Genomic DNA, 26,969 nt, shown 5'->3' with positions numbered 1-26,969 from the left:
GGACAACGTGAGGTGGCGCGGGATCTGGCGCCTCTCAGCGGACGTCAGGTGCCAGGTGCCGGATGGACACGCCGACGGCAGGAAAGGCGGGAACATCGAGAGCTGAACGTGTCTGGCGCCTTCTCCGAGGCCGGCAGACACCGGAAAGGTCGCAAAGTGTCGTTTCCCCGTCGCCTTTCTGTCCAGGCGACGCTGACCTTGGCAACGGGGCTCTTGTCGCTGCTGGCTCTCAGCGCCGTGGGAATCGTCGCGGATTTCTCGATCCGCGTCGACGTGGAGCAGCGTGTCTTCGAAGACACCGAGCGGGCGGCGGTCGACTGGATCGGAGCGATGAACGAGGCACGGCCCCCGCCCCCGGTCACCGCCTCGGACGTCAACCTGATCCAGCTGGTCAACTCATCCGGCGAGGTCGAGTCGGCCAGCAGAGCAGTTGCCGGCCGCCCGGCGCTGAGCAAATATTGGCCCTCATCCGATGATCGCATCCAGCATCGCACGGAATGTTCCGCCACCCAGTGCGTGATGTTCACGGCCGTCAGGCCCTCGCCGCAAGAGGAGCAACTGCTGTGGGGCGGCGAATCCCACATCGTGTACGCCGGTCGCGCGCAACCCGCGATCCTGGCCACGCACACCTTGGAGCTTCTCCTCGGCGCCGCCGTCCTGCTGGCCAGCGGGTTGTTCGCGGGCGTGGCCTGGATTCTGGTCCGGCAGGCGTTGCGCCCGGTGGAGGCGATAAGCAGGCGGATCGCCCAGGTCACCGTGACTGACTTGAGCATGCGCGTGCCGCAGCCGTCCGGGCAGGACGCGATCGCACTGCTGGCCCGCACCGCCAACGAGACGCTGTCGCGGCTGCAGGAGGCGGTCGACCATCAGCGTCACTTCGCCTCGATGGTGTCTCACGAGTTGCGCACCCCGCTGACCGGACTGCGTACTCAGTTGGAAGAGGCTCAGCTGTATTCCGACGTGGACCCGCGTACGGCGATAGACGATGCGCTGGCCACGCTGGAGCGCTGCCAGCTGATCATCGATGAGATGCTGGCGCTGACCCGCGTGCGCACCTCGTCGCACACGCCCCAGCGGGTGGATCTCACCGCGTTGGCACGCGAGGAGGTCGCACGACGGGGCGGGAAGGTGCCGATCCGCATCCACGCCGACGAGAACGTGGCGGTGTTCGGCAACCCCGTCCAGATCGCCGAGGTGCTGGTGAACCTGCTCGTGAACGCCCAGCGTCACGCTCTGACCCGTGTCGAGGTGAGCGTGGTGCGCGCGGACGGGCACGCGACGGTCAGTGTGCTCGACGACGGCGCCGGCATCCCGCCGGCCGACCGCGAGCGGATCTTCACGCCCTTCGTCCGCCTGACCGAAGGGCGCCGGCGCGATCCGCACGGCAGTGGTCTCGGCCTCGCCATCTCGCGGGCCATCGCGCAGACGCATCAAGGCATGCTGACCGTGGAGGACTCGCCGCGGGGCGCCAACTTCGTCCTGCGCCTGCCACTGGCGCCGGACTGAAGCCGGCCCGGGATGGGCGGCCATCGACCTGTTGGGGTTGCGGATATACCGACATATGGCTCGTCGGCTTGATAAATTTCTTCAGCATGCCCCCTTCTCTGAAGCGACTGCGGCAAACCATCGCTATCGGGATGATGCGCGCGGCGAGGGCGGCGAACAGGAGCCGGCTGACCCGCACCGTGCTAGGGGGCCGGAGCATCCGGCGGTTCCCGCTGGTCAACCGGATTTACCACATGGTGTTCCGGGTAGGCGTGGCCGCCGGCGATCGAGATGTGAAGGTGCACTACCGAGGCATCGTGCTGACCGGTCCGGCGTGGGACGCGACGATCATGCCGTCGATCTCGGCGGGCTATTACGAGGAGTTCGAGGTCCGCGTCTTCGAGCGGCTGGCCTCGGTGAGCCGTTCGATCGTCGACGTCGGAGCGAACATCGGCGTCTACGCCTGTACGGGCGCTGTGCGGTTGCCGCGGGACGGACGGTTGATCGCTTTCGAGCCGGTTCCGGAGAACGTCGCCTACCTGCGGCGCAACGTCGAGGGCAACGAGCTGGCCGGCCGCGTGACCGTAGAAGAGATGGCCGTCGGGTCCGCACCCGGTGAGTTGACCCTCCACCTGTCAGGCGAGCAGTCCGGCAAACACTCGGCCGCCGTGGCGAATGTGGGAACGCCTGCCGGTGCCGTCACCGTACCCATGACATCGATCGACGCTTACCTCGACGGCAGCGGCCTCGGGCCGCCCGACGTCATCAAGATCGATGTCGAGGGGTACGAGGGCTTCGTGCTCCAAGGTGCGGCTCAGACCCTGGCCTCGTCGCCGACGCTGCTGTTCGAGCTGCATCCCGAGCTCCAGGCCAACTGCGGCGGCGACGCGGGTGCCCTGCTCGACCTCGTCTTCGGCCGCTATCGCTGGGTCTTGCTGGTGGACGAGCTGGACAATGTCCTGCGTTCGTGCACCCGAGCCGACCTCGACGCCCCTGGCACGATCGGCCTCTACCGCTCCAATCTCGTGGCCATCGGCCGCCAGGAGCACCTGGACGCAGTCCGGCAATGGCACGGCCTCTAGCCGGCGCTGCGCAGGAGGTCGGCGACCTCCTCGTCGTCGACCTGGCGGAAGTCGTGGTACCACTGGCTGATGCCGCCGAGATCGCCGGGTGTCTCCATGCAGATCACCTCGTCGGCGTCGGCGCGCAACTGCTCGGCCGCCTCGGGCGGGCACACCGGCACGGCCAGGACGACGCGGGAGGCCCCCTGGGCGCGGGCGACCTGGCATGCGGCGCGGGCGGTGGCTCCGGTGGCGATCCCGTCGTCGACGATGAGCGCGATCCGGCCGGTCAGGGGCAGCTTCGGCCGTCCGGCGCGGACCTGCTCCACCCGGCGGCCGAGCACCTCGCGTTCGTGCTCCTCCACCTGTTCCATGTCGCCGGCGGTCAGGCGGGCGGTATCCACGATCGCCGGGTTGATGACGCGTACGCCGTCCTCACCGATCGCCCCGAACCCCAGCTCGGGCTGGATCGGGACGCCCAGCTTGCGGACCAGGATGACATCCAGCGGCGCCCCGAGCTCCCGGGCCACCTCGAACGCCACCGCCACCCCGCCGCGCGGCAGGCCGAGGACCACGACGTCCTGCCCGCGCAGGTGCTGCAGGCGTGCCGCCAGACGGCGTCCGGCGTCCGTGCGGTCAGCGAACATGCTTGATCACCTCAGCTGGGATCCGGCGGAAGTCCTTGGTCGCGAGGAAGCCCATGAGGCCACCCTGCCCGCCGGCCGCAGCAGTCAACATCGAACCGTGGCCGGGCCTCCTGACCTGGGGTGATAGCCCGGCCCTGGCACGGGTAGCGGACTGATGACATCGGTCGAGATCATGGAGGCACATCATGTCCCCGTCCCCGCTCCCGGCCTGGAGCTACCCGCCGGACCGCTACTACTACGGCTGGCGGGACCAGCACCCGGCCGTGCCGACCGACCGCGAGATCAAGTCCCAGCTGGTCGATCGACTACGGGACAACCCGCACACCAAGGACGCCGACATCCGGGTGGACGTCAAGCAGCGGGTCGTCATTCTGGGTGGTGACGTGAGCACCTGGCTGGCCAAGCGCGCGGCCGGCGATGACGCCTGGGACACGCCGGGCGTGGTTGACGTCAGCAACCAGCTCGTGATCCGCCAGAGTGGCGCTCCCTAGGAAACGGTGAGCCCGGCCTATCGTCCGTACGTGCCGACCAGCGTGCCCGAGGCGAGCACGTTTCCCTTGGTAGCGCGCCGGAACTCCGCGGCGGAGAAGCCGTCGGCCAGGCCGGTCGGCGCGGGCAGGGCATAGAGGCGGAAGAAGTAGCGATGCGGAGCATCGCCCGGCGGCGGATGCGGCCCACCGTATCCCTGCGTGCCGAAGTCGTTACGGCCGACGGTGAAGGCCTTCAGCTCGTCACCTGCTTCCAGACCGGAGGCGTCCGGCGGGATGCCGGCGACCAGCCAGTGGGTGAAGGTGCCGCCGGGGGCGTCGGGATCCTCGCACAGCAGCGCCAGCTCGGCCGCCTCGTCCGGCACGCCGGCTCACTCCAACGCCGGGGAGACGTCGCCGGCCTCGTGGGAGTGTTCGCGTGGGATCATCGCATGATCACTGAATGCGCTGCTCCGCAGTGTTATTCCAGCCATGCCCACCCGTTGCCCCACGAATGAGGCTCCACACCTGCCTCAACCCCACCTCGGCGGCGGCGCAGGTGACCGGCGAGGCCTTCGGCGCGGTGGACACACAGCGGGCTCAGAGATGAGGCGGGGCTGCGTGGGCAGGGCTTTCCTCATGCCGGAACTTCCTGACGTGGAGGGCTTCCGCAGGGTGCTGTCCGAGCACACCGGCGAGCCGATCAGGGGCGTGCGCGTGCGCGACCCCGGGGTCCTTCGCGGCATCGGCGCGCGGCAACTGGCCGGGGCACTGCGGGGACACCGGTTCGAGCGGCCGCGACGGCACGGCAAGTGGCTGATCGCCCCGGCCGGCGGGCCGGTCCTGATGCTGCACTTCGGCATGACCGGCTCACTGTCCTGGCATCCGCCCGGCGAGCCGTTGCACCGGCATGACCGGGTCGTCTGGCAGTTCGACGACGGTGAGCTGCGCTTTCGTGACATGCGGAAACTCCAGGGCATCCGCCTTGCCGGCGACGAGACTCAGGTCGAGCGGGTGCTCGGCGAGCTCGGCCCGGACGCGCGCGAGGTGTCACGCGAGCGCTTCGACGAGCTGCTGTCGGGTCGCCGGGGGCGGCTCAAGTCGGTGCTGACCGACCAGACGTTCATCGCCGGCCTGGGCAACCTGCTCGCCGACGAAATTTGCTGGCATGCCCGGATCTATCCGCTGCGTGCCGTGGGAGATCTGGACGAAGGCGAACACGCCGCGTTGTACGAGGCGATGCGCCGGGTCCTGCGAGAGGCGATCAAGGCCGAATGCGTGCCCGCGCGTGACACCTGGCTCACCGGGATCCGCGACGAGCCCGATGGCCCCTGCCCGCGCTGCGGCACGCCCTTGTCCAGCCGCCGTATCGCGGGCCGTACAACCGTCTGGTGCCCCCGCTGCCAACCTTCCTGACCGGCCGCTGCCACGCCGGGAGCCTGCGCAAGATCGCTTGTGTTCACCTCTGAGCCACGTGCGTGCAATACCGCACCGCCGCACGTACGCCAGGATTTGAGCAGGATGGCGGAGCGAGCTCGGGGAGCAGGACTGTGACAATCGATCAGGAGCGCCGTGGCGCCGGCAGCGGTCGATTCCTGTGGGAATTCGTCAGGTCGCCGCTGCGCACGGCTTCCGTGCTGCCGAGCTCGGCGCGGCTGGCGGCGCAAATGGTGGTGGGCGTCCCGGAGCGCGGCGAGCCGGTGGTGGTCGAGCTCGGCGCGGGGACGGGCGCCTTCACCTCTGCCATCCAGCGACGGCTGGGCGGTTGCGGCAGGCACATCGTGGTCGAGCTCAACGACCGGTTCGCGGCGGAGATCGCGCGGGCGTACCCGTCGGTCGAGGTGGTGTGCGAGGACGCCGCACACCTGCCCGGCCTGCTCGCCAGGCTCGGCGTCGGGCCGGTGGACGTGGTGGTCAGCGGCCTGCCGTGGGTCGCCTACGCCGGGCAGCCCCCTCTGATCGAGTCGGTGGCCCGCGTGCTCTCCCCGGCGGGGGTCTATACGCAGTTCGCCTACAACTGGACGCGCTGGGCCGCCCCGGCGAGGCGGCTGCTCGGCGGCCTGCGGACAGAGTTCGAGGAGGTCGTGACGAGCACGACCGTCTGGCGCAACCTGCCACCCGCGGTGGTCTACCTAGCCCGCCGTCCCCGGGCGAGGCGGGCCGTCGGCGACGGTGACTAGTCGCGTATGAGCGGTGGCCACCCTCGCCCTGAGCCTGACCGCCCTGTCCGCGCCGGCCGGCGCCACCGCTGGTAGCGAGGTCATCCTGATCAACCGGCTGACCGGTAAATGCGTCACCGTCGCCGGCGGCGTCGCCACCTGGAACAACGTCGGTCTCGTCCAGTACGACTGCGACAGCGACCGGTCACGGCAGTGGTACATGCACGTGGTGACCGGCTAACCACCGACGGGTTAGTCGACGAAGGCAGCTCGGTGTTGCTCGGCCCATGAGGCGAAGGTGCGCGCGGGATGCCCGGTCAACTCTTCGACGACCGTGGTGAGCTCGGCCGGCCGGCCGTCGCAGCTCTGCCAGTAGTCCAGGAGCGCGTCGGCGACGGGCCCGTCGATGTACTGGGCCATCTCGGCCTTCCACTCCTGCCGGGTGACGTGCTTGACGGAAATGTCACGCCCGGTGACGCGGGACAGGATGCCGATCTGGTCGGTGAACGTGAGCGACTGCGGCCCGGTCAGCGTGTACGGCCGGCCGCCGAGCGCGGGGTCGGCGAGCACGGCGGCGGCCACCGCGGCGACGTCGGCCTCGTGGACGGCATCGATGTGCGCATCCGGGTACGGCAGGCTGATCGGCGTCCCGGATTTGACCGGCCACGACCATGCCATCGCGTTGCCGCAGAAGGTGCCGGGCCGCAGCGACGTGCTCCGCACCGGCGAGGCGGCCACGGCGCGTTCCGCGTCGATGTGGGACTTGGCCAGCGGGCCGGCGTCGGGATCGGGCGTGAGCACGGCCGATGAGGACAGCAGCACGATGTGCTCGACTCCGGCCGCGGCGGCCGTTTCGGCGAATTCGACGGCGTGCGAGGGCTCGGCGTACAGGAACACCGACGTCACGCCCGCGAGGGCGGCGGTGAAGGTGGACGGGTCGCTCAAGTCGCACTTGACGACCGACGGGTCGGCGGGGGCCTTGGAGGCCGGGCGGACGGGCCGCCCCTGCTCGCGCAGGAGGCCGATGAGCGCGCTGGCGACGGCACCGCGGGCGCCGGTGACAAGAGTGGTCATTTCTGTTGATATCCCTTCGAGTGGAGGGTCTGCGGTGTGCTCGGCAGGAGCCACACCAGGCAGGAGCGGGCGAGACGCGCGGACGAGCATGCGGGTCTCCCGCTAGGATGAAGGCGTGACGCACACTTTGATCCACGCAAAGTTTGCATGATGCAAATTATTAGAAGCATGGAGCGGCCTGTGTCAAACCGAGCCGAGACGTTGAAGCGCATCGCCGATGAGAGCCAGCGCCATTACGCGGCCTACACGCTGTTCAACCAGGCCATGGCCGACCGGCTCGGCATCCACCCCACCGACCTGCAGTGCGTGGCGCTGCTCGACCTGGAGTCGGGCCCCGTGAGCAGTGGCGAGATCGCCCGCCTCACCGGCCTGACCCCCAGCGCGGCCACCCGCCTGATCGACCGCCTGGACAAAGCAGGCCTCGTCGTGCGACAGGCCGACCCCGGCGACCGCAGGCGGGCCCTGGTCGCCCTCGCCCCCGAAGCCCGCGCGCAGATCGGCTCGGCTTGGGAGATCCCGGGCAGGGCGTTCGCCGAGGCGCTCGACCGCTACAACGACGCGGAGCTGGCCCTGATCGCCGACTTTCTCCACCGGGCGGCCGCGGTCGGCCGTGCGCAGGCGCAGCGGCTCACCGCGGACTCGTGAGCCCGGAACGCGACGAGCCCGCGCGACGATTCAGCCCGTGATGCGGGTCTGCCGTCACACGTTCCAGTCCTCATGTTTCGGCGTTCCGTACGGGTCGTGCGGCGTGTCGGCGTAGGCCCACTGGTGGTCGCGGGCGTGACGGCAGGCCATCTCGACGTCACCGGCGCGCATGACGTCCAGGAGCTCGCGGTGCTCATCGGCGACCCGCTCGAGCTCCGGCCTGGTGACCATCAGGGCGATGGCCGTGCGCGCCTCGATCTGCAGCGCCTCCCAGGCGCGGGTCAGCAGCCCGTTGCCGCCGGCCTGGACGACGTGCCGGTGAAACCGCGCGCTGGCAAGGCCGATGCCGTGCACGTCGTTGTCCCGGGCGCAGCGGTACATCTCCTCGACCGCCTCCCCCAGCCGGTCGAAGGGGAGGGTTCCGGCCAGCATGGCGAGCCGCGTCGCCGTCTCCTCCAGTGCCGCCCGTACGATGTACGCCTCGCGGATCGTCTGCTCGGCGAAGGGAAGCACCCGGCTGCCGTGACGAGGCTGGCCCTCGATGAGGCCGAGGCCCTCGAGCTGCCGAAGCGCCTCCCGGACCGGGGCCTGGCTGGTGCCGAACTCGATGGCGATCTTCGTCTCGATCAGCCGGTCCCCCTCGCCGAGCTCGCCGGCGACGATCCGCTGCAGCAGACCGTCGCGGATCTGCTGGCTCAGCGTCGGCCGCGCGGAGCGCGGGACGAGGTTTTCCGACAACAAGCCTCCTGTGACGTTGAGGGCCCAGAGCGCCCTTGACTCTTAGATCATGCCACCTATGCTCAAATTATCGATATCGATAATGGGAGTGCGCATGCTGATATCGGTTCAGATGCCGGAGAGCGCCGAGGCGGCTCATGCGGCGCTTCAGGCGGGGGCCCTGCCCCTCGGCGGCGGCACCCATCTGATGGCCCGGCTGAACGATCAAGCCGGCGGCGACCTGCGGCTGGTCAGCCTGCGCAGGGCGGGACTTTCCGGCATCGACGTCGCCGGCGCCACCGTGACCCTAGGGGCGGCCACCACACTCGCGGACATCGAGGACGACGCCCGGTTGAGCTACCTGTCCGGCTGTGTCCGCTCGATCGCCTCCCCGCCGGTCCGCAGCCTCGCCACCGTGGCCGGCAACCTTTTCGTGCCGCAGCCGTACGGCGACCTGGCGGCGGCTCTGCTGGCCCTGGACGCGGAGCTGGACGTGCTCGGCGCCGACGGCGCGCGCCGCGAGCCGCTCGAGCGGGTCGTCACCGACGGCCCGCGGCCGGGCGAGTTGGTGACCCGTGTCCGGTTCACCGCTCCGGCGAAGGACGCGTTCCGGTTTTACAAGGCGGCTCGGCGGCGTCTCAACTCGGGATCCATCGTCACGGTGGCGGCCCGGATCACGATCGAAGATGGCCTGGTCGGCGACGTGCGTCTCGTGCTCGGCGGCCTCGCGCGCCGCCTGGTGCGCGCGGTCGGCGCCGAGCGCGTTCTGCTGGGCGCGCCGCTGAACGCCGAAGTCATCGCCCGGGCGGCCGAAGCGGACGTCATCGAGCCGTTCGACGACGCCTACGCCTCCGCCTGGTACCGCGCTCGGGTCTACCCCGTCCACCTGCGTCGCGCCCTGCTCGGGGCATGAAAGGGAGTCGTATGCCCTCGACAATCGTCACGCTCAAGCTGAACGGCAGCGAGCGGGAGCTGATCGCCCGGCCGTCGACGACGTTGCTGAACGCCCTGCGCGAGACGTTCGGGCTGATGGGGGTCAAGCGCGGCTGCGCGCAAGGGGGCTGCGGCAGCTGCACGGTGCTGCTGGATGGCCGGCCCGTGGTCTCGTGCCTGATCCCCGTCGTGACGGTCGACGGCTCTGCCGTGGAGACGATCGAGGGCTTGGCCGACGGAGACCGGCTCAGCGACGTCCAGCAGGCGTTCGTCGACCTCTTCGCGACGCAGTGCGGGTTCTGCACCCCCGGGATGATCATGTCAGCCACGGCGCTGCTCAACCGGAAGCCGGATCCGACCCGTCAGGAGGTCACCGAGGCGATCTGCGGCAACGTCTGCCGCTGCACCGGATACGAGCCGATCATCTCCGCCGTCCTCACCGCCGCCGAGCGCCGCCGCGGCGCCCGAGTCGAGCCCGTGGAGGCCGAGGTCTGATGGCACGCCTCACCCCGATCGACGTCGCGTACTTCAGGGCCGAGCGTGCGGGCGACTTCGACGTCATCGGCTCCGCGGTCCAGCGCTCGGACGCCCGCGGTCACGTCACCGGCCGCACGGTCTTCTTCGAGGACATGACGCTGCCGGGGATGACACATGTCAAGATCCACCGGTCCACGCGGCACCACGCCCTCATCAATCGGGTCGACGTCTCCGGCGCCCTCGCGGTGCCGGGCGTGCTGCGCGTCATCACCCACGATGACGTGCCGGGCAACTGGTACGTCGTGCTGCGCCTGATCGGCGTGGGACCCGACGACGAGCCGGTGCTGGCCGAGGACCGGGTCCTCTATCGCGGCGAGCCGATCGTCGCCGTGGTCGCCGAGACCGAGGACGCCGCCCGCGAGGGAGCGGCCCGGGTCGTGGTCGACTACACCGACCTGCCCGCCGTTCTCGACGTCGAGGAGGCGCTGGCCGACGGCGCCCCGATCATCAAGCAGGCGGGCACCAACCACTTCGTGTACGAGGGACATCATTGCCGCCGGGTCCGCTTCGGCGACGTCGAGCGGGGCTTCGCGGAGGCGGACCGCATCATCGAGGGCGGCTACAGCTCCTCCCCGATCGAACACGCGCCGACCGAGCCGACCGGCTGCATCGTCGTCCCCCAGGGCGACGGCAGGCTGCGGATCCACAGCAACACCCAGGCCGCCTTCTTCACCCTCGACAACACCGCGCTCATCCTCGGCGTCCCGCCCACCAGCCTGCGCGTCGTCGGGGGCACCGTCGGGGGCGGGTTCGGAGGCAAGGTCGACGTCATCGTCGAGCCGCTCGCCTGCATCGCCGCCACGCTCACCGGCCGGCCCGCCAAGTACGTCTACAGCCGCGCCGAGGAGATGCAGGTGTCGTCCACACGCGCGGCCGAGCGCATCGTCATCAAGGACGGCGTCATGGACGACGGCCGGATCGTCGCCCGCAAGATCACGCTCTACGTGGACGCGGGCGCGTACTCCCGGCACAGCCCGTACGGCACCACCAAGGCGGCGGCGCACATGCCCGGCCCGTACACGATCCCGAACGTCCACGTCGACGCCTACTGCGTCTACACGAACCGGACACCGTCCAGCGCCATGCGCGGGTTCGGCGTCACGATCGGCGACTTCGCGCTGGAGTCGCACATGGACCGCATCGCCCGGGAGCTGAACATGGACCCGCTGCAGCTTCGGCTCAAGAACGCCTACCGGGACGGCGACATGAAAGCGCATCGCAAGATCGCGTCCGGCACGGCGCTGGTCGAGGTGATCCAGAGCGCCGCTGACCTGGTGGGGCACGACCTTCCGCCGGATTACCGGGCGATGTCGTCGACCGAGCGATCGGAGGGCTGAGCGATGGCGTTACATCATGGGCGCGGATACGCGGCGGTCAACTACCCGACCGGGATGAACCTCGGCGGCGACCCGTCGCAGGCACTCGTCCACGCCACCACGATGGGCGGATTCGTCGTCACGCTCTCCTCGGTGGATCTCGGCCAGGGGCTGCGGACGGTCGTCGCCCAATGCGCGGCGGAGACGCTCGGCATCCCGATCGAGAACATCATCGTCGACACCGCCGACACCGACACCGGCCCGCACTGCATGGGGACGTTCGCCAGCCGCGGCACCCACCGGGTCGGCAATGCCGTGATCATGGCGGCGCGCGAGGCCAGGGACGTCATGCTCCAGGTCGCCGCCGACGAGCTGGAAGTCGACGCGGAGGATCTGGAGACCGACGGCACGGGCTTCATCCGCCTCAAAGGATCATCGGAAAAGAAGATCCACATCAGCGAGGTCGCGCTCGCCGCGCACTTCCGGCAGGGCCGGACCATCTCCGGCCGGGGCATCTTCCTCAAGGAGCCGAGCACCCCGGTGCCGGAGACCGGCGAGATGGACCCGGACTCCTGCCAGGCGCACGCGTGCACGGTGGCCGAGGTCGAGGTCGACGATGAGACCGGCGTGATCGAGGTGCTGCGGCTCTACAACACCTACGAGATCGGCCGGGCGCTCAACCCGGCCATCGCGACGCAGCAGGTCGAGGGCGGCGCCTGGATGGGCCTGTCGCACGCGCTGTTCGAGTCGACCGAGCCGTACTATCCGGGCTCGCGCGAGCACGGCCCTGTCGATTTCACCGAATACCTGATGCCGGGGCCGGCCGACATCCCGGTGCAAACCAGCGTGTTCCTCGAACGGCCCGCCGACAACGGGCCGTTCGGCGCGAAGGGAATCGGTGAGATGACGGCGAACGCGCCGATCCCCGCGATCGCCAACGCCGTGTACGACGCGGTCGGCGTACGGCTGACGAGCATGCCGTTCACCCCGGAGAAGGTGCTGCGCGGACTCGACGAGCTGCGGGCCGGCCGTGCCGGCTGATCAGGACGTGCTGGATCGGCGGCTGGCCGCGGAGGGCTACCTCGCCGACGAGGGCTTGCTCACCGCCGTCCACCTGGCCGGCGTGCTCGGGCTGCCGCTCCTGCTGGAGGGTGAGCCGGGGGTCGGCAAGACCGAGGTCGCGAACGTCCTGGCCCGGGTCCTCGACCGCGAGCTGATCCGGCTGCAGTGCTACGAGGGGCTGGACGCCTCCCAGGCCCTGTACGAGTGGGACTATCCGAAGCAGCTGCTGTCCCTGCGGGCCGCCGAGGTGGAGGGGCGCGGCGTCGGCGACCTGTACCGCGAGGAGTTCCTGCTGCAGCGCCCGCTGCTGCGGTCGCTGCGGGCGGCATCCGGGGCGGTGCTGCTGATCGACGAGATCGATCGTGCGGACAGCGAGTTCGAGGCGTTTCTCCTGGAGTTCCTCGGCGACTTCCAGATCACCATCCCGGAGATCGGCACCATCAGGGCGGCGAGCGCTCCGTTCGTCATCCTCACCTCGAACCGGACGCGCGAACTGCACGACGCGCTCAAGCGCCGGTGCCTTTACCACTGGATCCCCTTCCCCGACGCCGAACGGGAGCGAGCGATCATCCGGGCACAGGCACCGGGTCTGGACGAAAGGAGCGCGGCCCGCCTGGTGGCCGCCGTGCATCACATCCGCGGACTGGCCTTGCTGAAGCGCCCCGGCATCGCGGAGTCGGTCTCCTGGGCCCGCGGCGTGCAGGCGCTGGCCCGCGAGGGCTCGAGCTGGCTGGAGGCGATGCGCCGGTCCGCGGGGCTGCTCGTCAAGCACGAGGAGGACCTGGCCCTCGTCGGCCGCCATGCCGCGGACGTGTTCCGTGACTGAGCGGTCCCTCGTCGCGCGCATCGGCGATCATGTGCACGGGTTCCTGCGGGACCTGCACGATCAGGGCCTGCGCGTGCCGGTGCACCGACAGCGGGTCTTCCTTCAGGCGATCGAGGCCGCCGGCCCGCGCGACGCCACGCACCTCTACTGGATCGGGGCGGCCACGCTCACCACCTCCAGCGAGGACCTGGAGGTCTACTCCCCCACGTTCGAGCGCTGGTTCGGGGAGGTCGCGGCACGGCCCGTCCGCGATCAGGAGTCCCCCGACGACGAGACCCCCGCGCCGGGCGGAGAGGGGGACGAAGCTCCTTTCACGGCGACGTTCGGCGGGGAGGCGGGCCTCAAGGCCGGCTCCTCGGAGCGCGAGAGACGCCCGGTGTTCGGCCCGGCGAGCGAGGACGACCGGGCAGTGCTCTCGCTGCTGCGGCGGAAACTGCCTGGGGCGGTGCCGACGGTCCGGTCACGCCGCCGCCGGCCAGCCCGGCGAGGTCCGTGGATCGACGTCGCCAGGGTCTGCCGTGAGTCCTGGCGCGGCCACGGCGAGATCGTGACGTTGCGGCGGCGGAGCCGTCCGCGGCGGCAGCGCCGCGTGCTGCTGCTCATCGACGTGTCCGGGTCGATGAAGCAGCACAGCTCCGACTACCTCCGCTTCGCCCACGCCGTGGTCGGACGCCTCGAACGCGCCGAGGTGTTCACCTTCGGCACCCGGCTGACCCGCGTCACCGGGCCGCTGCGCGCCCGGGACGTCGATGCGGCCGTGGGCTCGCTGAGCGACGTCGTCCTGGACGCCGAGGGCGGGACGCGGATCGGCGCCTCGCTCCAGGAGTTCCTCGGCAACGCCCGCTATGTCACCGTGGCGCGCGGCGCCCTCGTGATCGTGCTCTCGGACGGCCTGGAACGCGGCGACTGCGGGCCCATGCAGGCGGCCGTGCGGCGGTTGTCGCTGCTGAGCCACCGGTTGCTGTGGTGGTCGCCGCTCGCCTGCGACCCGGCGTACCGGCCGGTCACCCGCGGCATGTCGGCCGTGCTCGGCAGTGTGGACGCACTTGCCGGCGTACGCGACCTGCGTACGGCGTACGAGCAGGTACAGACCTTGGTCAGGGAGTGATCGTCATGTCGGAGACGACCCGCTACACGGGCGACATCGTCGACTCGCACCATCACATCTGGCGGGCCGGGGACCTGCCGTGGCTGTCCGGCCCGATGGTGCCGCGGATCTTCGGACCTTACGAGCCGATCAGGCGGGATTACCTGATCGACGAGTACATCGCCGACGCCACGGCCTCGGGCATCAGCGAGTCGGTCTACGTACAGACGAACTGGCCGCTCGACCGGGTCGTGGACGAAGTGCGATGGCTCCGCGAGGTTCATCAGGAGACGGGCTGGCCGATGGCCGTCATCGGGTCGGCCGACATGTTCGACGAGGCCGCTCCGGAGATCATGCGACGGCAGGCTGCGCTCACCCCGCTGATCCGGGGGATCCGGCAGCAACTGCACTGGCACGAGCGGCCGGAGTTCCGGTTCGCCACGGCGCCCGACCGCATGAAGGATCCGATCTTCCGTAAGAACATCGGCGCGCTCGCCGACCTCGGCTGGCTGTTCGAACTGCAGGTCTTTCCCGAACAGATGCCGGATGCGGTCGATTTGGCGGCCGCCTTCCCGGACGTCACCTTCGTCCTCGTGCACGCGGGCATGCTCATCGGTCACGAGTGGCTCGAGCCGTGGCGGGCCGGGATGGCCGCGCTGGCCGAGCGGCCGAACATCGTCGTCAAGCTCACCGGACAGGGCACCTTCGTCCACCGCGTGGATCCCGATCTCATCTCCATGGTCGCCGACCAGGTGATCGGCTGGTTCGGCACCGACCGGGCCATGTTCGGCACCAACTTCCCGGTCGAGAAGATCTGGACCACCATGCCGCAGTTGGTCGGCACGTGGAAGGACGCGCTGGCCCACCTCCCGCCCGCCGGCCAACGCGACGTCTTCGCCGGCAACGCACGACGGGTGTACGGGCTGGGAGGCCTCGACGGGCAACGTCAGACGGTCCCGGTCGTCCAACAGTAGAAACAGCGGAAAAGGAGCATCTCGGCATGGCACTGTTCGTCCTGACCTACGGCTACAACGACACCCCACTGAGAGCGGAGCGCCGCGAGGACCATCTCGCACACCTGAACAAGCTCCTGGAGCAGGGCAGCCTCGTCGCGGCCGGCCCTTACACGGACCTGACGGCCGGCATGATCGTCCTGCAGGCGGCGGACGAGACCGCGGCGCAGGCGCTCGTCGACCAGGACCCCTACACACAGCTGCAGGTCACCAAGGATCGCGAGCTGCGCGAGTGGCGTGTGACGGTCGGCTCGCTCGGCTCCGGCTAGAGCCGCTCAGGGCGAGGCACGCCTGCAGGGCGGAGTGCTGTTCGTTCAGAGAAGGCCTCGGGATGCGAAGGCCTCGCGGACTGCGGTGGCGGCGGCGGCGCCGTGGCGTTGCGCCGTGGCCACCGTCGCCTCAGCGGCGGCACGGAACGTGGTGTCCTTGGCGAAGTCGAACTGGGCATCAATGATGATCGTGCTGCCTAGGCTGTCACCCAGGCGGGCACGGATGTCGTACAGGGCCGCCGACCAGATCTCACCGTCGCGGTGGACCTCGCCCACCGCGTCCTGCGGGTAATGCTTGGTACCGTCGAGGCGGCGCAGGCAGTGTGGGGTGGTAGAGGTGTAGGAAACCGCATCCCAGTCGGCGACGCAGGCCTCCGGCGCGTTGGCGGGCACGCCGGTCTTCCAGCTCGTCACGGCGACGGCGAGGTAGTCGCTGAAGCCCTCGCCGATCGCGCCGGACTCCAGCGTGGTGCCGAAGCCAGGCACCTGACCGTCCTGCACCGAGTGACCGTACTCGTGGACGATCACCTCGGCGTCCTCCGCGTCGTCCACGCCTCCCTTACCGAGGGTGATGTTGGCCTTGTCCTCGCGGAAGAAGGAGTTGTCGGGACCGTACTGGTTGATCCGCAACTCGATCTGGCGCTGATTGACCGGGCGCAGCCGGGAGCCGAAGCCGAGCGACTGCAGGTAGTGCTGGGCGGTGGTGACCCAGTAGTACCCCATCACCTGCTCGAACTGGTCGGTGTCGCGGTGGAAGGAGAAGGTGCCCCTCGCCGGCTTGCCGGTCTCGCTCTTGACCCGGACGTAACGCCCGGTGAGGGTTCCGGAGCCGTCCAGGTCGGTGAGAGTGACGGTGCGGTAGGCGAGGGCGAAGGCCGCGCTGTCGCGGTCCTTGTCGTCCGTCAGTAACTGGTTGCCGAGGGTCTGGACCGGGTTGGGGTAGAAGACCGTCGCGGTGGGGTCGGTGCCGGCGTGGGCGGTGCCGGGGACGAGCAGCGCGGCGGCGGTAGCGACAGTGAGGCAGGCGGTGGTCCGGCGGTGCCGGGGGGTGAACATCAACACTCTCGTACTATGGCGCCAAGGGACTGCGCCGTCGACCAGCCGCGGCCTGCGGGCGAGCGGCGGCTTCGGCGTCCATGCCACGCGTCGGCCGCCGAGAAGCGGATGAGTATAGGACTTGGTCAGGCGGGGCCTCGGTAGCCAGGGGGCGGGTCTTGGCCCTCGTAGGCGGGCACCGCACGGCCGGACAGAAACGCCCGCAGCAGCCCGAGATACGCCTCGCTCTGATACGTGCCGCCGCCGAGGTAGGCGAGCCTGGCCGAGGGCAGCGCCCGCCGGAACTCCATGGCCGACGCCCAGCTCTGCTCATCGCACTGGCCCTTGACGATCAGCACGGGCACCGTCACCATCGCCAGGCTCGGCCGGAGCGAGCCCGGCGCGGCCCGCCCGGTCAGGCCGACATACCCACCAGAACCGGGTGCGGCCGCGGGGCACGGATGCGGGGCTCCCTCGCGGACGAGGTCGAGGTAGGCGTCCAGTTCCCGGTCGCCCGCGAACGCGTGTGCCGCCCGCGGGTCCACCCGCAACAGCGTGGAGACGGCGAGCAGGCGCGGGTCCGGTGTCCCGTCGCGTCCGAACACCGCCGCCACCTCGACCTTCCCGTCCGCCTCTCGCCCTTGGGGCTGCCAGGCGGGCGCTCCCCGGGACGGTCCGGCAGGGGAGAGTCCGGCCGGGGAGGAGAGCACCGCCCTCGCGACGCGGTCCGGGTGCGCAGTCAGGTAGGCGGCCGCGAGCTGGGCCCCATAATCCTGGGCGATCAGGTTCAGCCGCTCGGCGCCCACCGCCTGGCGGATGGCCTCCAGATCCGCCACGTCGCGCGTCAGGCCGTACCCCCCAGGGTCCCGCAGCCGCGCCGAGCGCCCGGCCCCGAGCTGGTCATAGACGTACACCTGGTAGCCGTCTGCCGCCAGCTTCCCGAAGAACGCCGAGGACGCCGCCAGATCGGCCACGCCCGGGCCGCCATGCAGGAACACCACGGGGTCGGGCCGGGTGACCCGCTTCGGCGCGAGCCGCGCGTACGCCAGCACCGAGCCCGTCGGCAGCCGCCACTCGCGCTGCCCGGCCACCGGCGCCGGTGAAGCATGAGACGGAGCCGGGCGCAAGGTGGCCACACTGACGTGCCAGACCACCGTCGCCTCCACCCCGAGGATCAAGACCGCGCGTAACCATCGCCCCCACGCCACCCTCGGCCTCGGCACGCACAGCAGCAGGCCCAGAAAGAACACCGACGCGAACACCGCCAGGCCCGTCACCGCGAACGCCGTCGGCTCCGCGCCCACCATCGCCATCCCGGCCAGCGTGGCCAGCCCCAGGACCGGCGACAGCGCCAGCACTCCGGCGCCCGCCACCGCCCGTCCGGTCAGCCTGGCGAAAGTAGCCATAAGGGGACGCTAGTGCACGCACCGCCCCCACTTCTCATGCTTGCGTAAGGCGTGCCACAGGTGGCGTGCGTTCCAGTGCAGGCAGCGACTGGGCCCCGGGCTTGGCTGGCGTGGGCCGCGCCCGGGGCGAGGGCGTGGTCCGGCCGGGGGGCGCCATTCCCGTCGGCCAGGCCGTGGCCCGCGGCCCTTTTCTTTCAGGGCCGTCGTCCGAGTGGCAGGATTCGAACCTGCGATGCTCCTGCTCCCAAGGCAGGCGGGCGACCACGCTACCCCACACTCGGATATGTGATGTCGTGCATGAAAAGAGCCGCCTCGGATATGGTCGAGACGGCTTTCCTGGTAGTCCTCGGGGACTATCCGGAAAACCTGCGCGGCGGCGGCTCGGGGCAGACCGCGAGCGGCCGGGAAGTGCTCAGGTCGCGCATTCTTCGCCGCCTTCCTCCGCTTGCTCTTCTTGGGTGGACGGTTACTACGGTAAACCGGTGATCGGCGCGCGGGCCACCCATTTATTTCTCCGCGTGTTCCCAGGGCAAACCGACCCTGGTCTCCGGGGATTCGACGCGGAAGCGGGGCAGGGATTCCGGGAAGTTGTCCCTGACGTAGTCGACGAGGAATTCTCGTACGTCGCACTTGAGGTCCCAGGAGGACGGCGAGTCGGCGGCGCTCATGAGGGCGCGGAGCTCGACCAGTCCGTTGGGCAGCACATCGGTGACCTGGAGCGTCCAGTCCTTCTGGTCCCACAGCGGGTTGCCCTGCAAGAACTTGTACAGGGCCTCGCGGAGCTTTTTCACCGGCACCGACCAGTCCACGCGCAGGAACACGACGGCGAGGACGCGGCTGCCGTGCCGGGTCCAGTTCTCGAACGGGGTCTGGGTGAAATAGCTGACCGGCAGGACGAGCCGGCGCTCGTCCCACAGGCGCAGCACGACGTACGTGAGGGTGAGCTCCTCGACCCTGCCCCATTCATCCTCCACCACGACGACGTCGTCGAGGCGGAGCGCGTCGCTGAAGGCGAGTTGGAGGCCGGCGAGCATGTTGCCGATGGTGGGCTGCGCGGCGATGCCGACGATGGCGCCCGCGATGCCGGCCGAGGCGAGCAGGCCGGCGCCGAGGGCCCGCACCTGCGGGAAGGAGAAGAGCATCGCGCCGACCGCGACCACGATGATGATCGCGCCGGCGACCCGGCGGACCAGCGCGATCTGGGTCATGATCCGCCGCGCCCGGCGGTTGCGCTCGCCCTCGACCTGCACCAGCCGGTCGAGGATGACGTCCGTCAGCGCGTACGTGGCCTGCACGATCAGCCAGGTGATCGCGGCGATCGAGACGAGGCCGAGCACCCGCTCGACCGTGCCGGCGAGGCTCCGCTCGGACGGCGAGTCGCCGAACATGCCGGGGCCGAACACCAGGTTGAACGCCAGGACGGCGGCCACCGTGAACGCGGGCCACGTGCAGTGCTCCACCAGATGCCGGGCGAGCGCGAATTTACGCCCGATCCTGTTCAGCGTCCGGCGGACCGCCTCGACCAGGATGATCGCCCCGATCACCGAGATTACGAGAATGGGCCAGTCCGACGGAGACTGCACGCTGAATGCCCCCTTTGTCTTAAAACGTCTCATCAAAGGTCACATTGCCCTCAACCGCCACTTGGTAAGCGGAGACACGCCGTTCGAAGAAGTTGGCCAGCTCCTGGACGTCCTGCAGCTCCATGAAGGCGAAGGGGTTGGCGGAGCCGTAGTGGCGGGGCAGGCCCAGCCTGGCCAGGCGCTGGTCGGCGACGTACTCCAGGTATTGGCGCATCTGGTCCACGCTCATGCCGGCCATGCCGTCGCCGCACAGGTCCTCGGCGAAGGCCAGCTCGGCCGCCACGGCCTCCTCCAGCATGGCGGTGACCTGCTTGCCCAGCTCGTCGTCGAACAACGACGGCTCTTCGGCCCGGACCGTGTCCACCACGCTGAAGGCGAACTCCATGTGCATGGACTCGTCCCTGAACACCCAGTTCGTGCCGGTGGCCAGGCCCCCGAGGAGGCCTCGGGAGCGGAACCAGTACACGTAGGCGAAGGCGCCGTAGAAGAACAGGCCCTCGATGCAGGCGGCGAAGCAGATGAGGTTGAGGAGGAATCGACGGCGCTCGGCAGCGGTTTCCAGGCGCTCCAGGCCGTTGATGGAGTCGATCCACTTGAAGCAGAATTCCGCCTTGTCGCGGATCGCCGGGATGTGCTCGATGGCGGCGAACGCCTTCACCCGCTCGTCGGGGTCGGGGAGGTAGGTGTCGAGCAGGGTCAGGTAAAACTGCACGTGGACGGCTTCCTCGAACAGTTGCCTGCTGAGATAGAGGCGGGCCTCGGGGGCGTTGACGTGCTGGTAGAGGTTGAGCACCAAGTTGTTGGCCACGATGGAGTCGCCGGTGGCGAAGAAGGCGACCAGGCGGTTGATGAGGTGCCGCTCCTGCTGCGTCATCTTCGTCAGGTCGGCGAGGTCGGAGTGCAGGTCCACCTCCTCCACCGTCCACGTGTTCCGGATGGCGGCGCGGTAGCGCTCGTAGAAGTCCGGATAGCGCATCGGGCGGAGTGTGAGGTCCATGCCGGGGTCGAGCAGCAACGTTTTCTCCTCAAAACATTTCTTCACGGGGTGCGCGCCGTGACGAGCGCATCGTTGGCCGCGTTCTTCGGTGAAGCGGTCACCGGATCACTGGCAGGCTTCGCAGACCTCTGGGTTCTCCAGTGAGCACGCGACGGCCTCCACCACGGCCTCCGGAGCGGAGGCGGCCACCGTGGTCTGGGCGATGCGGGTCGCGGGGCGCGAGCGCAGGTAATAGGTGGTCTTCAGGCCCTTTTTCCAGGCGTAGGCGTACATCGAGGAGAGCTTGCCGATGGTCGGGCTGGCCATGAAGAGGTTGAGCGACTGCGACTGGTCGATGTACGGCTGCCGCGCCGCCGCCAGGTCGATCAGCGCCTTCTGCGGCAGCTCCCAGGCGGTCCGGTAGAGCGACTTCAGGTCCTCGGGGATGCCGGGGACGTCCTGGATCGAGCCGTCGGCGCGCTTGATCGCGTCCCGCAGCTGCTGCGTCCACAGCCCTCGTGCCTGCAGGTCGGCCACCAGGTAGCGGTTGACCTGGAGGAACTCCCCGGACAGGGTCTCGCGCTTGAACACGTTGGACACCTGCGGCTCGATGCACTCGTAGCAGCCGGCGATGGAGGCGATCGTGGCGGTCGGCGCGATGGCGATCATGAGGGAGTTGCGGAGGCCGTTGATCGCGATCTTCTGACGCAGGGCGTCCCAGGGCGGCGTGCTCGCCACGTAGTGGTCCGGGTGCAGGACTCCCCCGGCCGCCCGGGTGTCGGCGTACGACGGGTGCCTGCCGCGCTCGGCGGCCAGGTCGGCCGAGGTGTCGTACGCGGCCAGCGCGATCTCCTCGGCGATCCGCGTGGACAGGGCGAGGGCCTGCGGGGAGTCGAACGGCAGCCGCAGGGTGAAGTAGACATCGGCCAGGCCCATCACGCCGAGGCCGATCGGCCGCCACCGCTTGTTGGCCGCCTCGGCCTCGGGCGTCGGGTAGAAGCCCAGGTCGATGGTGCGGTCAAGGAAGCGCACCGCGGTGCGGACGGTGCGGCGCAGCCGCTCCCAGTCCATGTCCCCGGCGGTCAGGTGGGCCGCCAGGTTGATCGAGCCGAGGTTGCACACGGCGGTCTCGCCGTCGCTGGTGACCTCGAGGATCTCGGTGCACAGGTTCGACAGGTGGATGACGTTCTCGGGGCGGGCGGTCTGGTTGGAGGTGCGGTTGGCGGCGTCCTTGAACGTCATCCAGCCGTTGCCGGTCTGGGCGAGGGTGCGCATCATGCGGCCGTACAGGGTGCGGGCAGGGATCTGCCGGACATATCGCCCGGCGGCCTCGTACGCCCGGTACGCGGCCGTGAACGCCTCCCCGTACAGGTCCGTGAGGTCGGGCACCTCCTTCGGGTCGAACAACGACCAGACCTCATCGGCCTCCACCCGGCGCATGAACTCGTCGGGCACCCAGTTGGCCAGGTTGAGGTTGTGGGTGCGGCGCGCGTCCTCGCCGGTGTTGTCGCGCAGCTCCAGGAACTCCTCGATGTCGGCGTGCCAGGTCTCCAGGTAGACGCAGGCCGCGCCCTTGCGCCGGCCGCCCTGGTTGACCGCCGCGACCGAGGAGTCGAGGGTACGCAGCCACGGGACGATGCCGTTGGAGTGGCCGTTCGTGCCCCTGATCAGGGAGCCGCGCGAGCGCACCCGGGTCCAGGAGATGCCGATGCCGCCGGCGTACTTCGACAGCCGCGCCACCTGGCCGTACCGGTCGTAGATCGACTCCAGCTCGTCGCGCGGCGAGTCGAGCAGGAAACACGACGACAGCTGCGGCCGTCGGGCGCCGGAGTTGAACAATGTGGGCGAGCTGGGCAGGTAGGACAGCGTGGACATCAGGGCATAGAGCTCGGCGGCCTCCCCCACCGTCTCCGACAGCCCGCAGGCCACGCGCAGAAAGAAGTGTTGCGGCCGCTCGAGCACGGCCCGCGTCTCGGGGTGGCGCAGCAGGTAGCGGTCGTAAACGGTGCGCAGGCCGAAGTACTCGAACCGGCCGTCGGCCTCCTCCGAGATCAGCGCGTCCAGCTCGGCGGCGTGCGTGGCGACGAACGTGGCCAGCCCGTCCTGGATCAGCCCGGCCGCGTGGGTGGCGGCGATGGACTCGGAGAACGTCCGCACCCCGTGCCCGGCCGCCTCGTCGGCGATCTCCTCGGCCAGCAGCCGGGCGGCGACCCTGGAGTTGGCCGGGTCGGTGATCACCCGGGCCGCGGCCTCCTCGATGGCCAGCCGGCGGTCGATCTCAATGACCTGCGTCACGTGCTCTCTCCTCGCGAGCTCATCCCCGTGAGGGCAGCGCGAGAGCACGGCGGGTCCCCGTCGCTCCGCGGCCCTCCCTCGAGGCCATGGACACTGCACGCCACTGGCAGGTCTTCGGGCTCGCGGGCGCGCTCAAAGGCTCCTAATGGCCGTCGCTTCCCAGATCGCTCCAGTGCTCATGACGGCGGTCGTTCCCGCTCACCGCTGCGGGGCAGCCCCGGAATCGCACCGGGTTCCCTTTTGCTTCGCCTCCGGGGAGGCGAACCAGCGACGATCAGGATCCTACATCTAGTGGCCGTTCCCGCAACTACCCCAGCATGTTGTGGCTTTGGTCGCGTCCACGAGGCCGAAGTCCCGCAGGACGGCGCGGGTGCGCTCCACCTCGGAGCCGAGCCATCGCGCGAAGTCGTCGCCGCTGAGCGGGATCGAGATCCAGCCGGCTGCCCGGCAGGCGGCCCGCCAGCCGGGCGAGGCGGTGACGTCCTCGCACATGCGAATGGCCGATGCGCGGCTCTCCTCCGGCATGTCGTCGGGCCCGAAGGCGGCCGTCCAGTCGGCGAAGTCCACGCGTACGCCGGACTCCAGCAACGTCGGCACGTCGAAGTCGGGCACCCGGACGGCGGAGGAGACCGCCAGCGCCCGCACCCGGCCCTGGCCGATGCTCCCACGCCAGTCCGGGAGCAGCCCGGCGGCGGCCGCGGCCTTGCCGGACAGCAGCGCGATCATGGCCTCCTGGCTGCTGGGATAGCCGGTGTAGTCGACCTGCCTGGTGTCCGCGCCGAGCCCCTTGGCGATCAGTCCGAACAGCAGGTGGTCGGGCGCCCCCTCCGGCCCGCCCGCCAGCGGCGTCTGACCCGGCCAGGCCAGCAGGTGGGCGCCGAAGTCGGCGAAGTCCTTGAAGCGGGAGTTCGCGGGCACGACCACGACCTCCACGTCGCCGGCCAGCCTGGACAGCGGCGTGGAGGTGTCGAGCAGCGTCTCGGCATTGTTCAACTCGGCGGCGGCCAGCGCGGGCAGGCCGGTCACGGTGACCCTCGTCCCGGTGCCGGTCTCGTACCCGGAGGTGCGGGCCGCGCCGGCGAACGCCTGCCCGACCCGGTCCCAGCGGCGCCCGCCCGGGTTGATCGAGAACTCGGCCCGCCGGCCCGCCCCGCCGCCGCCGCCGGGGACGTGCCCGGTCCCGCAGCCGGCCGCGATCGCGGCCACGCCCAGCCCCCATGCGACGAACCGCCGACGGCGCATGTGCCTCTCCTTCGCCCGACCCTCCTTACCCTAAGTTATTCACCCATTACAGAGAGATGCACACGTACGTGTTGAGATCACGCCAAAGACAGATGCCGAAATAGCAGGATTTATTCGGTCAAACAGCTACTTTTTCGCTGCTACCTTTTTCGCCACGCCCGCCATCAGTGACGACGGCAACGACCAGTCCCCCACCAGTTTGGGCCGGTCAGGACGCCAGTCGACGGCTTGCACCAGCCCCGGCGGCTCCAGTACGAAATCGCCGAAGAACGCGCGGATCTCGGCGGGCGTACGATCGCCGCCACTCGCCGCCGGGCCCTGCGCCCGCTCCTCCTCCAGCCGTCCTCGGGTGGTGGCGTGGGTGATCACGAGATGGCTGCCGGGGGGCATCCGCTCGCGCAGCGCGGCCACCGCCCGCTGCGGCTGCGCGGAGTCGGGCAGGAAGTGCAGGATCGACACCAGCAGCACCCCGACCGGCTCGGCCAGGTCGAGGAACCGCCCGGCCTGGGCCAGCACGTCGTCGGGGTCCAGCAGGTCGGCCTCGACCACGACGGCCCTGCCCGGAGCTCGCGGAGCTCGTGCTTCGGCGAGCTCCGCGAGCAGGGCCTTGGCGTGCGTGGCGACCACCGGGTCGCGGTCGACGTAGACGACCTGGGCCGCGGGTGCGACCTCGTGCGCGCTGCCCTGGGTCGGCAGCCCGCTGCCCAGGTCGAGGAACTGGCGTACCCCGGCGGCGGCCACGTACCGAACGGCACGCTGCAGGAAGGCCCGGTTGGCGCGGGCCAGCGGGACCGCCTCCGGGATCAGCTCCGCGAGCTGCTCAATGGCCTCCCGGTCGACCGCGTAGTTGGCCGACCCGCCGAGCATGTAGTCGTACATGCGTGCGGGATTGGGCCTGTGTTGGTCGAACGGCCGCACACCACTGAATTTATGTCGTTCGCAGCGGAATAACGAGGTTTGCGGCTGAATTAGAGCCGATTACTCGACAGTTACGCTCTTCGCAAGATTGCGTGGCTTGTCCACATCGCGTTCGAGCGCGACCGCGGCGTGGTAGGCGAGCAACTGGAGCGGGATCGTGAGCAGGATCGGGTCGAGCTCGATCTCGTTCTTGGGGATCACGATCACGTCGTCGGCCAGCTTGTGCTCGGGCTCGCGATGGCCCACCATCAGCACCCGGCCGCCGCGGGTGCGGATCTCTCCGAGCGTGGTGAGGTTCTTGTCGAGCAGCTCGTCGTCGGGGACGATCGCGACCGTCGGCATATCGGGGCCGATCAACGCGAGCGGGCCGTGCTTGAGCTCGCTGGCCGGGTAGGCCTCGGCGTGCACGTACGAGATCTCCTTGAGCTTCTGCGCGCCCTCCCTGGCCACCGGGTAGCCACGCACGCGGCCGACGAACATCATGCTCGGGTGCTTGGCGTATTTGCGCGCCAGCTCGGCGATCTTGTCGCCCTGGGTGAGGATCTCCTCGATCTGCCCTGGCAGCCGGCGCAGGCCCTCCACGATGCGCCGCCCGTCGGCCGGCGACAGGTCGCGCACTCGGCCCAGGTGCAGCGCGAGCAGCGCGAACGCGATCGCGGTCGAGGTGAACGCCTTGGTCGAGGCGACGGAGACCTCCGGCCCTGCGTGCAGGTAGATGCCGCCGTCCACCTCGCGGGCGATGGCGCTGCCCACGGCGTTGACGATGCCGATGACCCGGCCTCCCTTGCGCTTGAGCTCCTGCACGGCGGCGAGCGTGTCGTAGGTCTCGCCCGACTGGCTGATCGCGACGTAGAGCGTGTCGGGGTCGACGACCGGGTTGCGATAGCGGAACTCGCTGGCCGGCTCGGCGTCGGACGGGATGCGCGCCAGCTCCTCGATGAGCTGCGCGCCGATCTGCCCCGAGTAGTACGCCGACCCACAGCCGATGATCTTCACACGCCGGAAGCCGCGCGTCTCACGGGCGTCCATGTTGAGCCCGCCCAGGTGGGCCACGTGGAAGCGCTCGTCGAGCCGGCCGCTCATCGTGCGGGTGATCGTCTCGGGCTGCTCGGAGATCTCCTTGAGCAGGTAGTGCTCGTAGCCGCCGGTGTCGTAGTGGCCGGCGTCCCAGTCGACGGTCAGCGGCTCCTTGGCCGTCTCGCGGGCGTCGCTGGCGAAGGTGTGGAAGCCGTCGGCCTTGAGCACGGCCAGCTCGCCGTCCTCCAGGTGCACGACCTGGCGGGTGTAGCGGACCAGGGCGGCCACGTCGGAGGCGGCGAACATCTCCTTCTCGCCGATGCCGAGCACGATCGGGCTGCCGTTGCGCGCCACGACCACCTCGCCGGGCCGCTCGGCGTCGATGACCGCGATGCCGTAGGTGCCGACGATGCTCTTGAGCGTCTTCCTGACCGCCTCCTCCAGGGAGTCGTTCTCGTCGACGGCGTGGGCGATCAGGTGGGCGAGCACCTCGGTGTCGGTCTCCGAGGCGAACTCGACACCGTCGGCGATCAGCTTGGCGCGCAGCTCGCCGGCGTTTTCGATGATGCCGTTGTGCACGACCGCGATGCGCTGGTCGGCCGACAGGTGCGGGTGGGCGTTCTCGTCGCTGGGCACACCGTGCGTGGCCCATCGGGTGTGCCCGATGCCCAGGCCGCCCTTGAACCGCGTGGGCACGACCTTGGCCAGGTCGGCCACCCGGCCCTTGCACTTGCGGACCTTCAGCCCTTTGTTGGACACCACGATCCCCGCCGAATCGTAGCCCCGGTACTCAAGCCGCTGCATGCCCTCCAGCAGGATGGGCGCTGCGTCCTTGGGGCCTACGTAGGCCACGATTCCGCACATCGAGGTCCTCCTCTTTATCCGTAAACGATTCTGCGAAGCTGCCGGAGCGACAGCTCTGGGGCGGCCACGCGGCGGCCGCGTAACTCGGCGGCGATCCTGGGGAAGATCTCGTCGTTGGTGAGGCCGCGGGACTTCAGCTCGCCGTGGCGGCGGCGGACGTACTCCTCGACGGACTCGAAGAAGTACGACAGCACGTCGGCGACCACCCGAGCGGCCTCTCCAGGCCCCAGCGGGCTCGTCCTGGTGAGGTGCGCGATGAGATCTTCGTACGGATGTCGTGCCGTGGACACAGAGGAGGACACTACGGCTCTGGAACGAGACACGCCAACATCCTG

Annotated in this window: 28 protein-coding genes, 1 tRNA gene and 1 riboswitch; of the genes, 15 read left to right on the top strand and 14 right to left on the bottom strand. The window is 69.8% G+C overall.

Annotated features, from left to right (window positions below; genetic code table 11):
• The first annotated feature begins 156 nt into the window (after positions 1-156).
• Positions 157-1,506 carry a sensor histidine kinase gene (locus tag ACTWQA_RS12820; RefSeq protein ID WP_443159446.1) on the top strand — a complete coding sequence of 450 codons (1,350 nt, stop codon included), beginning with the start codon at positions 157-159 and terminating at the stop codon, positions 1,504-1,506.
• Positions 1,507-1,592: 86 nt separating this feature from the next.
• A complete protein-coding gene (locus ACTWQA_RS12815) occupies positions 1,593-2,567 on the top strand; it encodes an FkbM family methyltransferase (RefSeq protein WP_443159445.1) in 975 nt (324 codons plus the stop codon).
• Here the strand turns inward: ACTWQA_RS12815 and ACTWQA_RS12810 are convergent.
• Positions 2,564-3,193 carry a phosphoribosyltransferase gene (locus ACTWQA_RS12810; RefSeq protein ID WP_443159444.1) on the bottom strand — a complete coding sequence of 210 codons (630 nt, stop codon included), beginning with the start codon at positions 3,191-3,193 and terminating at the stop codon, positions 2,564-2,566. The two genes, ACTWQA_RS12815 and ACTWQA_RS12810, sit on opposite strands and share 4 nt — an antisense overlap.
• Before the next feature lie 185 nt (positions 3,194-3,378).
• On the opposite strand from ACTWQA_RS12810, the gene ACTWQA_RS12805 reads away from it, so the two are divergent.
• Positions 3,379-3,684: a BON domain-containing protein gene (locus ACTWQA_RS12805; RefSeq protein ID WP_305921978.1), complete on the top strand. Its 306-nt coding sequence runs from the start codon at positions 3,379-3,381 to the stop codon at positions 3,682-3,684.
• A gap of 17 nt (positions 3,685-3,701) precedes the next feature.
• On the opposite strand, the gene ACTWQA_RS12800 is transcribed toward ACTWQA_RS12805, so the two are convergent.
• Positions 3,702-4,046, bottom strand: coding sequence for a YbhB/YbcL family Raf kinase inhibitor-like protein (locus ACTWQA_RS12800; RefSeq protein ID WP_443159443.1), 345 nt, complete (start codon positions 4,044-4,046; stop codon positions 3,702-3,704).
• A gap of 253 nt (positions 4,047-4,299) precedes the next feature.
• Between ACTWQA_RS12800 and ACTWQA_RS12795 the strand changes: the two genes are divergently transcribed.
• The 3 genes from ACTWQA_RS12795 (at position 4,300) to ACTWQA_RS12785 (ending at position 6,060) form a co-directional block, all read left to right on the top strand.
• Positions 4,300-5,076: an Fpg/Nei family DNA glycosylase gene (locus tag ACTWQA_RS12795; RefSeq protein WP_443159442.1), complete on the top strand. Its 777-nt coding sequence runs from the start codon at positions 4,300-4,302 to the stop codon at positions 5,074-5,076.
• A gap of 134 nt (positions 5,077-5,210) precedes the next feature.
• Positions 5,211-5,840 carry a class I SAM-dependent methyltransferase gene (locus tag ACTWQA_RS12790; protein WP_305921975.1) on the top strand — a complete coding sequence of 210 codons (630 nt, stop codon included), beginning with the start codon at positions 5,211-5,213 and terminating at the stop codon, positions 5,838-5,840.
• Between the two features lie 13 nt (positions 5,841-5,853).
• The gene (locus ACTWQA_RS12785) at positions 5,854-6,060 is read left to right on the top strand and encodes a hypothetical protein (RefSeq protein ID WP_443159441.1); all 207 of its coding nucleotides are present in this window, start codon (positions 5,854-5,856) and stop codon (positions 6,058-6,060) included.
• Between the two features lie 11 nt (positions 6,061-6,071).
• On the opposite strand, the gene ACTWQA_RS12780 is transcribed toward ACTWQA_RS12785, so the two are convergent.
• The gene (locus tag ACTWQA_RS12780; RefSeq protein ID WP_443159440.1) at positions 6,072-6,893 is read right to left on the bottom strand and encodes an NAD(P)H-binding protein; all 822 of its coding nucleotides are present in this window, start codon (positions 6,891-6,893) and stop codon (positions 6,072-6,074) included.
• A 180-nt stretch (positions 6,894-7,073) separates the two neighbouring features.
• Here ACTWQA_RS12780 and ACTWQA_RS12775 point away from each other — a divergent pair, with 180 nt between their 5' ends.
• Positions 7,074-7,538 carry a MarR family winged helix-turn-helix transcriptional regulator gene (locus ACTWQA_RS12775; protein ID WP_443159439.1) on the top strand — a complete coding sequence of 155 codons (465 nt, stop codon included), beginning with the start codon at positions 7,074-7,076 and terminating at the stop codon, positions 7,536-7,538.
• A 54-nt stretch (positions 7,539-7,592) separates the two neighbouring features.
• Here the strand turns inward: ACTWQA_RS12775 and ACTWQA_RS12770 are convergent, their stop codons facing one another.
• On the bottom strand, positions 7,593-8,276 hold the full coding sequence (locus tag ACTWQA_RS12770) for a GntR family transcriptional regulator (RefSeq protein ID WP_443159438.1): 684 nt from the start codon (positions 8,274-8,276) through the stop codon (positions 7,593-7,595).
• 94 nt (positions 8,277-8,370) lie between these two features.
• Here ACTWQA_RS12770 and ACTWQA_RS12765 point away from each other — a divergent pair, with 94 nt between their 5' ends.
• From ACTWQA_RS12765 to ACTWQA_RS12730, 8 genes are read left to right on the top strand one after another with little or no spacing between them, the layout of a single operon-like run.
• A complete protein-coding gene (locus ACTWQA_RS12765; RefSeq protein WP_443159437.1) occupies positions 8,371-9,168 on the top strand; it encodes an FAD binding domain-containing protein in 798 nt (265 codons plus the stop codon).
• Positions 9,169-9,179: 11 nt separating this feature from the next.
• Complete coding sequence (locus ACTWQA_RS12760; protein WP_443159436.1) at positions 9,180-9,683, top strand: (2Fe-2S)-binding protein; 504 nt, start codon at positions 9,180-9,182, stop codon at positions 9,681-9,683.
• Entirely contained in the window at positions 9,683-11,062 is a 1,380-nt protein-coding gene (locus ACTWQA_RS12755; RefSeq protein ID WP_443159435.1) for a xanthine dehydrogenase family protein molybdopterin-binding subunit, read from the top strand. The genes ACTWQA_RS12760 and ACTWQA_RS12755 overlap by 1 nt, the downstream gene beginning before the upstream one ends.
• A 3-nt stretch (positions 11,063-11,065) precedes the next feature.
• Positions 11,066-12,082 (top strand): xanthine dehydrogenase family protein molybdopterin-binding subunit, encoded by a 1,017-nt coding sequence (locus tag ACTWQA_RS12750; protein ID WP_443159434.1) that lies wholly within the window; start codon positions 11,066-11,068, stop codon positions 12,080-12,082.
• Positions 12,072-12,929, top strand: coding sequence for an AAA family ATPase (locus tag ACTWQA_RS12745; RefSeq protein ID WP_443159433.1), 858 nt, complete (start codon positions 12,072-12,074; stop codon positions 12,927-12,929). The genes ACTWQA_RS12750 and ACTWQA_RS12745 overlap by 11 nt, the downstream gene beginning before the upstream one ends.
• Positions 12,922-14,037: a vWA domain-containing protein gene (locus tag ACTWQA_RS12740; RefSeq protein WP_443159432.1), complete on the top strand. Its 1,116-nt coding sequence runs from the start codon at positions 12,922-12,924 to the stop codon at positions 14,035-14,037. Before ACTWQA_RS12745 ends, ACTWQA_RS12740 begins: the two co-directional genes overlap by 8 nt.
• Positions 14,038-14,042: 5 nt before the next feature.
• On the top strand, positions 14,043-14,990 hold the full coding sequence (locus ACTWQA_RS12735) for an amidohydrolase family protein (RefSeq protein WP_443159431.1): 948 nt from the start codon (positions 14,043-14,045) through the stop codon (positions 14,988-14,990).
• 26 nt (positions 14,991-15,016) lie between these two features.
• Positions 15,017-15,298 (top strand): YciI family protein, encoded by a 282-nt coding sequence (locus tag ACTWQA_RS12730; RefSeq protein ID WP_443159430.1) that lies wholly within the window; start codon positions 15,017-15,019, stop codon positions 15,296-15,298.
• A 45-nt stretch (positions 15,299-15,343) separates the two neighbouring features.
• On the opposite strand, the gene ACTWQA_RS12725 is transcribed toward ACTWQA_RS12730, so the two are convergent.
• From ACTWQA_RS12725 to ACTWQA_RS12680, 10 genes are all read right to left on the bottom strand, one after another.
• On the bottom strand, positions 15,344-16,354 hold the full coding sequence (locus ACTWQA_RS12725; protein ID WP_443159573.1) for a M36 family metallopeptidase: 1,011 nt from the start codon (positions 16,352-16,354) through the stop codon (positions 15,344-15,346).
• Positions 16,355-16,479: 125 nt separating this feature from the next.
• On the bottom strand, positions 16,480-17,739 hold the full coding sequence (locus tag ACTWQA_RS12720; protein WP_443159429.1) for an alpha/beta fold hydrolase: 1,260 nt from the start codon (positions 17,737-17,739) through the stop codon (positions 16,480-16,482).
• A 206-nt stretch (positions 17,740-17,945) separates the two neighbouring features.
• Positions 17,946-18,020: transfer RNA gene (locus ACTWQA_RS12715), tRNA-Pro, on the bottom strand.
• Between the two features lie 225 nt (positions 18,021-18,245).
• Complete coding sequence (locus ACTWQA_RS12710) at positions 18,246-19,283, bottom strand: mechanosensitive ion channel family protein (RefSeq protein WP_443159428.1); 1,038 nt, start codon at positions 19,281-19,283, stop codon at positions 18,246-18,248.
• 58 nt (positions 19,284-19,341) lie between these two features.
• The gene (locus tag ACTWQA_RS12705; protein ID WP_443159427.1) at positions 19,342-20,337 is read right to left on the bottom strand and encodes a ribonucleotide-diphosphate reductase subunit beta; all 996 of its coding nucleotides are present in this window, start codon (positions 20,335-20,337) and stop codon (positions 19,342-19,344) included.
• 87 nt (positions 20,338-20,424) lie between these two features.
• Complete coding sequence (locus tag ACTWQA_RS12700) at positions 20,425-22,593, bottom strand: ribonucleoside-diphosphate reductase subunit alpha (protein ID WP_443159426.1); 2,169 nt, start codon at positions 22,591-22,593, stop codon at positions 20,425-20,427.
• An 88-nt stretch (positions 22,594-22,681) separates the two neighbouring features.
• A riboswitch (cobalamin riboswitch) is annotated at positions 22,682-22,877 on the bottom strand.
• A gap of 4 nt (positions 22,878-22,881) precedes the next feature.
• Positions 22,882-23,835, bottom strand: a complete 954-nt coding sequence (locus tag ACTWQA_RS12695) for a tripartite tricarboxylate transporter substrate-binding protein (RefSeq protein ID WP_443159425.1) — start codon at positions 23,833-23,835, stop codon at positions 22,882-22,884.
• Positions 23,836-23,961: 126 nt separating this feature from the next.
• Complete coding sequence (locus ACTWQA_RS12690) at positions 23,962-24,753, bottom strand: SAM-dependent methyltransferase (RefSeq protein ID WP_443159424.1); 792 nt, start codon at positions 24,751-24,753, stop codon at positions 23,962-23,964.
• A gap of 60 nt (positions 24,754-24,813) precedes the next feature.
• The gene (glmS, locus tag ACTWQA_RS12685; RefSeq protein WP_443159423.1) at positions 24,814-26,634 is read right to left on the bottom strand and encodes a glutamine--fructose-6-phosphate transaminase (isomerizing); all 1,821 of its coding nucleotides are present in this window, start codon (positions 26,632-26,634) and stop codon (positions 24,814-24,816) included.
• Positions 26,635-26,648: 14 nt separating this feature from the next.
• Positions 26,649-26,924: a hypothetical protein gene (locus tag ACTWQA_RS12680; protein WP_305921957.1), complete on the bottom strand. Its 276-nt coding sequence runs from the start codon at positions 26,922-26,924 to the stop codon at positions 26,649-26,651.
• Positions 26,925-26,969: the final 45 nt, after the last annotated feature.

This window comes from Nonomuraea sp. 10N515B (assembly GCF_052245915.1).
GTDB lineage: Bacteria > Actinomycetota > Actinomycetes > Streptosporangiales > Streptosporangiaceae > Nonomuraea.
Note: the sequence above shows the minus strand (reverse complement) of the source record. Positions and strands in the feature narration are given on the sequence as shown.